Origin of the sequence: Pseudomonas sp. PA-4-8C, assembly GCF_021606625.1 — a bacterium.
Taxonomy (GTDB): Bacteria; Pseudomonadota; Gammaproteobacteria; order Pseudomonadales; family Pseudomonadaceae; genus Aquipseudomonas; species Aquipseudomonas lactis.
Genome location: NZ_WKCD01000323.1, coordinates 1 through 5,656, shown reverse-complemented (window position 1 = coordinate 5,656; position 5,656 = coordinate 1). Strand labels below are relative to the sequence as shown.

Annotated in this window: 6 protein-coding genes; 4 read left to right on the top strand and 2 right to left on the bottom strand. The window is 59.7% G+C overall.

Annotation, left to right across the window (positions count from 1 at the left end; all coding sequences use genetic code 11):
* The first annotated feature begins 353 nt into the window (after nt 1–353).
* Nucleotides 354–2,609, top strand: a complete 2,256-nt coding sequence (locus tag GIW04_RS27135) for an Orn/Lys/Arg decarboxylase N-terminal domain-containing protein (RefSeq protein ID WP_120248276.1) — start codon at nt 354–356, stop codon at nt 2,607–2,609.
* Nucleotides 2,610–2,617: 8 nt separating this feature from the next.
* Nucleotides 2,618–3,193, top strand: coding sequence for a GNAT family N-acetyltransferase (locus tag GIW04_RS27130; RefSeq protein WP_057709844.1), 576 nt, complete (start codon nt 2,618–2,620; stop codon nt 3,191–3,193).
* Between the two features lie 99 nt (nt 3,194–3,292).
* Here the strand turns inward: GIW04_RS27130 and GIW04_RS27125 are convergent, their stop codons facing one another.
* Complete coding sequence (locus GIW04_RS27125; protein WP_003190700.1) at nt 3,293–4,201, bottom strand: LysR substrate-binding domain-containing protein; 909 nt, start codon at nt 4,199–4,201, stop codon at nt 3,293–3,295.
* 183 nt (nt 4,202–4,384) lie between these two features.
* Between GIW04_RS27125 and GIW04_RS27120 the strand changes: the two genes are divergently transcribed.
* Nucleotides 4,385–4,723, top strand: coding sequence for a hypothetical protein (locus tag GIW04_RS27120; protein ID WP_034135396.1), 339 nt, complete (start codon nt 4,385–4,387; stop codon nt 4,721–4,723).
* A gap of 49 nt (nt 4,724–4,772) precedes the next feature.
* Here GIW04_RS27120 and GIW04_RS27115 read toward each other — a convergent pair whose 3' ends face one another.
* Nucleotides 4,773–5,009: a hypothetical protein gene (locus tag GIW04_RS27115; protein ID WP_032900575.1), complete on the bottom strand. Its 237-nt coding sequence runs from the start codon at nt 5,007–5,009 to the stop codon at nt 4,773–4,775.
* 227 nt (nt 5,010–5,236) lie between these two features.
* Here GIW04_RS27115 and GIW04_RS27110 point away from each other — a divergent pair.
* A partial coding sequence (locus tag GIW04_RS27110) for an NADPH-dependent FMN reductase (RefSeq protein ID WP_236479374.1) occupies nt 5,237–5,656 on the top strand: 420 nt, incomplete at its 3' end.

Below are 5,656 nucleotides of genomic sequence, written 5' to 3'. Positions count from 1 at the left end.
ACCCTAAGTAGCCGTTACCGCAGCAATGGATATGTACACAATCCAACTGTGTTGACTGTCAGGCCGCTTTCGCGAGCAAGCCCGCTCCCACAGTTGGATCGCGGAGTGTCAGGTAGACAGATGTCGGCTGGCAGGCCGTCATCGCAGGCAAGCCAGCTCCCACAGTTTGATCGCGGGATGTCAGGTAGGTATGGCCCAGCTCGCAGGCCGTCACGGGAGCAAGTTCCCTCGCCAGAGGTTCAGCCCCGTACCGAAGTTATGTAGATACCTCTCGACCACCTGTGAAATCTTCATTCGCCACATCTGCTTCCAGCTTCTACCCTTTGTGCAAAGCCTCCGGAGTAAGAGTGCTCATGTACAAAGACCTGAAGTTCCCCGTTCTGATCGTGCACCGTGACATCAAGGCCGACACCGTTGCCGGTGACCGGGTTCGAGGCATCGCCAGGGAGTTGGAACAGGAGGGCTTCAGTATTTTTTCTGCGGTGGACTATGCCGAAGGGCGGCTGGTGGCCTCCACCCATCACGGTCTGGCCTGCATGCTGATCGCCGCCGAAGGCGCCGGGGAAAACACCCATCTGCTGCAAAACATGGTTGAGCTGATTCGCCTGGCGCGGCTGCGGGCACCCAACCTGCCGATCTTTGCGTTGGGCGAGCAAGTCACCCTCGAAAACGCCCCTGCCGATGCCATGAGCGAGCTCAACCAGCTGCGCGGCATCCTATATCTGTTCGAAGACACCGTGCCGTTTCTGGCGCGCCAAGTCGCCCGCGCCGCACGCACCTACCTGGATGGCCTGTTACCGCCGTTCTTCAAGGCTTTGGTGCAACACACCGCCGACTCCAATTATTCTTGGCACACCCCCGGCCATGGCGGTGGCGTGGCCTATCGCAAAAGCCCGGTGGGGCAGGCATTTCATCAGTTCTTCGGCGAGAACACTCTGCGCTCGGACTTGTCGGTATCGGTGCCCGAGCTGGGCTCGCTGCTCGATCACACCGGGCCGTTGGCCGAAGCCGAGGCCCGCGCTGCGCGTAACTTTGGCGCCGACCATACGTTCTTCGTGATCAACGGCACGTCCACCGCCAACAAGATCGTCTGGCATTCCATGGTGGGGCGCGATGACCTGGTGCTGGTGGACCGTAATTGCCACAAGTCGGTGCTGCATTCGATCATCATGACCGGCGCGATCCCTCTCTACCTGTGCCCGGAGCGCAACGAGCTGGGGATCATCGGCCCCATTCCCCTGAGCGAATTCAGCCCCGAGTCGATCCGCGCCAAGATCGACGCCAGCCCCTTGACCCGGGGGCGGCTACCGAAAGTGAAGCTGGCGGTGGTGACCAACTCCACCTACGACGGTCTGTGCTACAACGCGCAATTGATCAAGCAGCAACTGGGCAACAGCGTCGAGGTGCTGCACTTTGATGAGGCCTGGTACGCCTACGCCGCCTTTCACGAGTTCTTCGCCGGGCGCTATGGCATGGGCACCTCGCGCACGCCGGACAGCCCCTTGGTGTTCACCACCCACAGTACGCATAAATTGCTTGCCGCATTCAGCCAGGCGTCGATGATCCACGTGCAGGACGGCGGCGCACGGCAACTGGACCGTGACCGCTTCAACGAAGCCTTCATGATGCATATCTCCACCTCGCCGCAATACAGCATCATCGCGTCGCTGGATGTGGCCTCGGCGATGATGGAAGGCCCGGCCGGGCGCTCGCTGCTCCAGGAAATGTTCGACGAGGCCTTAAGTTTTCGTCGCGCCCTGGCTAACTTGCGCCAGCATATCGCGGCCGAAGACTGGTGGTTTTCCATCTGGCAGCCACCCTCGGTCGCGGGCATCGACCGGGTCGCCACGGCGGATTGGCTGTTGCACCCAGGGGATGAGTGGCATGGCTTTGGCGACGTGGTCGAAGACTACGTGTTGCTGGACCCAATCAAAGTCACGCTGGTGATGCCTGGCCTCAACGCTGGCGGGGCCTTGAGCGAGTGCGGGATTCCCGCCGCAGTGGTCAGCAAGTTCCTCTGGGAGCGCGGGCTGGTGGTGGAGAAGACTGGGCTGTATTCGTTCCTCGTGCTGTTTTCCATGGGCATTACCAAAGGCAAATGGAGCACCCTGCTCACCGAGCTGCTGGAGTTCAAGCGTAGCTACGATGCCAATGTCAGCCTGGCCAGTTGCTTGCCGTCGGTGTATGCCCAAGGCCCGGCGCGTTATCAAGGGCTGGGGCTGCGCGACCTTTGCGACCAGTTGCACAGCTGTTACCGTAGCAATGCCACGGCCAGGCACCTCAAGCGTATGTATACGGTATTGCCGCAAATCGCGATGAAACCCGCGGATGCCTACGACCAGTTGGTCAGGGGCGAGGTGGAGGCGGTCTCTATCGATGCCTTGGCAGGACGCATCGCCGCCGTGATGCTGGTGCCTTACCCGCCGGGCATTCCACTGATCATGCCTGGCGAACGCTTCACCGAGTCAACGCGTTCGATCATCGATTACCTGGCATTTGCCCGCACGTTCGATAGCAGTTTCCCCGGTTTTGTCGCGGATGTGCATGGGCTGCAACACGAAGATGACGGCAGTGGCCGTCGTTACACCGTCGATTGCATCAAGGGTTAAGGAAGTTTATGCAAGCTGTGATGAACCCGAAGTATCCAGGGCTCAGTGTGCGAGTCGCCGACGAAGGTTTTGACGCCTATGTGTGGGGCAACGATTTCAGCTTTGAAGTCAGCGCCTATGGGGTGCCGCAAATGGGCCAGCGCGTCGAACAATGGCCGGTGGAGCGCGTGCTGCCGTACCGCAAGTGCTATGGCATCGACCCGGAAGAATTCGCCAGTTTTCGTGATGCCGCCGACAGCTCGATCTTCATGGCGTATCTGGATGACCGCGCAGTGGGGCATATCGTGGTCAGCACCAACTGGAACGGTTTTGCCCATGTTGACGAGTTGGCCGTGGCGTTACCGGCGCGCCGACATGGCGTGGCCAAGTCGCTGTTGGACGTGGCGCAGTTCTGGGCTCGCAAGAAGAACCTGCCGGGCATGATGCTTGAGACCCAGAACAACAACCTCGGCGCCTGTCGCCTGTATGAGCGTTGTGGCTATGTAATGGGCGGCATCGATCAACTGCGTTATCGCGGGATTGACCCGCAAACCCGTGAGGTCGCGATTTTCTGGTATCGGTTGTTCAAAGCAGAAGCGGACTGATCTCTGTAGGAGCGAGCTTGCTCGCGAAGAACGTGAACGATCACACGCTCATCCTGATGTAACGCGGCGCCTGTGGGTTTTTCGCGAGCAAGCTCGCTTCTACAGGGGCTTGGTGTCGTTACCAAGCAGGCTTTCGGCTTTCTGGATGACGATCTCCAGCAGCGCATTCAATGCAGGGGAGGCCGCAGCGTCTTGCAAGGTCAGCGCATACAGGCTGACCACTATCGGTGGTGACACCGGGCACGCATCAAGCCCGGACTCGCGTGCACCCAAGGCGGTGAACGGGTCGACAATCGCCAGGCCTTCTCCGGCTTCCACCAGGCCGCGCATCATCGGGTAGGTTTGTACGCGCGTCTGCACCACAGGCATCGGCCGCAGGGCATGCAGCTTGGCGTCCAGCAAACGGCTGAGCGGATCATGGCCTTCAAGGCCGATCAACGATTGGCCGGCCAACTCCTGCAGCGCAATGTACTTTTGCTTGGGCTTGAGCCAGCCATGGGGGGCCAGCAACTGCAATTTGCCTTGGGCCAGCACCGTGCTCTGGATATGGGGGTGTTCTGGGTCATGCAGGCTCAGGCCCACGTCGGCTTCATGCAACAGCAGGCTGTTAATGATCTCGCCAACTGGCTGGCTCGACAGGTTGCACGGCATGTCCTGGAAGCGTCGACGCAGCGCGGCAATGCTCTGCGGCAACAGTTGGTTGGCCAGCGGCGGCGTGCAGAGGGCGCGCAGGGGCGGAGCATGATGGTGTTTCAAGCGGCTGGCAAGGCGTTGCAACGGCTCCAGGGCTTCATACAGAGTTGTGATTTGTGCCTGCAACTCCAGGGTTTCCCGCGTGGCCTGCAAGCGCCCGCGCACGCTGGCGAACAGCATGAAGCCCAGTTGCTGCTCAGCATCCTTGAGGGTGGCGTCTACGTCGCCCACGGGGAGTTGCAACCACTCGGCGGCGGTGCCGAGGTGGCCGGTCTGCAAGATGGCCTGAATCACTTCGATATGACGTAAACGCATGGCCGGAGTCTATGTGCAGTGCGCAGGGGTTTCAATGGCGCAGGCGTTCGTGCGCAAAAAAGACTGCCGGGGTCGTCCCGGCCTATGGCGCTCAGCCAGGATCCCATTAGAATGGCGGGTCTGATCAGCAACGACCCCTGCCGGTTTCCCGGTACTTAAAATAAAAAACAGGTCTGGTCTCATATGCCTCTACCCTCGACGTTCTTCGGGGTAACGGCCAAGCAACTCGTGGTCCTGGTGACCGTGGGAGGCCTGGCGGCTTACTTCTTCAATCATCAGGATGAACCGACGCCGGACAATCTTGCACTGGAAGCCTTTATTCGCTCCCAGCAACAGGTGGGCGAGCAGGTGGGCGCAGTAGTGGGGATTACCCTGGTCAGGGAGGTCGAGGCTTACCCCGCGTACAACGCGCCGGGTTACAAGCGCTCGATGTATACGGTGCAAGGGGAGCGCGGCCAGTTGCTGGTGACGCTCAAGCAAGGCGAGCAGGGCATAGAGGTAACGCAGATCCGCCGCCCATGAGCGTTCCCAGCCCAGTCGCCAGGACTGAGCAGGTGAACAAGGCAAGCGCTTACGATGCCAGAGTGGTTGCGGACTCGCGCACGAGAATAATGCCCGACTGGATCAGTTTGAATTCATCACCTTCCAGCTTTTCTACACGGTCGCCAATGGCCAGCTTGTAGGTCGTGGTGGGCGTCGATCCCGCCAGGTCGCCTTGCGCCGGGTTGGATTCCTGGAACTCATGCACCGAATACACGCGGCCTTCCGCGTCTCTGGCATGAAACTGTCCAACAAGTACTGCAGCCATCTGTTTAGAACCTCTGGAGATAAACACTCGATTTGCGGTTCTGTAGACCGTCAGGGAGCGGGGTAGTTTACCTATAAGAAAAAAATACTATTCGCTGATATTTTCAGACGCTTCCTACGCAAGTGCTGGCAAGGAAAACGTCGAGGGAATCCGCATAACCCTCTGGTGAACGCGTTGCGAAGCCTCTATAACTACAAGCTCCTTTATTCAGAAGTCGGGAAACCTCAATGAGCAAGGTCTACACGATTGCCGTCCTGGTGGGCAGCTTGAGAAAAGAGTCAATCAACCGCAAGGTCGCGCTGGCCCTGGCCGAACTGGCCCCTGCCAATCTCAAGTTGAACATTGTTGAAATCGGCGACTTGCCGCTCTACAACGAGGACATCGACGGTGCAACGCCGCCAGCAGCCTACAGTACTTTCCGCAAACAAGTGAGTTCATCCGACGCGGTGCTGTTCGTCACCCCCGAATACAACCGCTCCGTGCCAGCCGCCTTGAAAAATGCCATCGACGTGGGCTCGCGCCCTTACGGGCAAAGCGCCTGGAGCGGCAAGCCGGGGGCGATCATCAGCGTCTCGCCGGGTGCCATCGGCGGCTTTGGCGCCAACCACCATCTGCGCCAGTCCCTGGTGTTCCTGGATGTGTGGTGC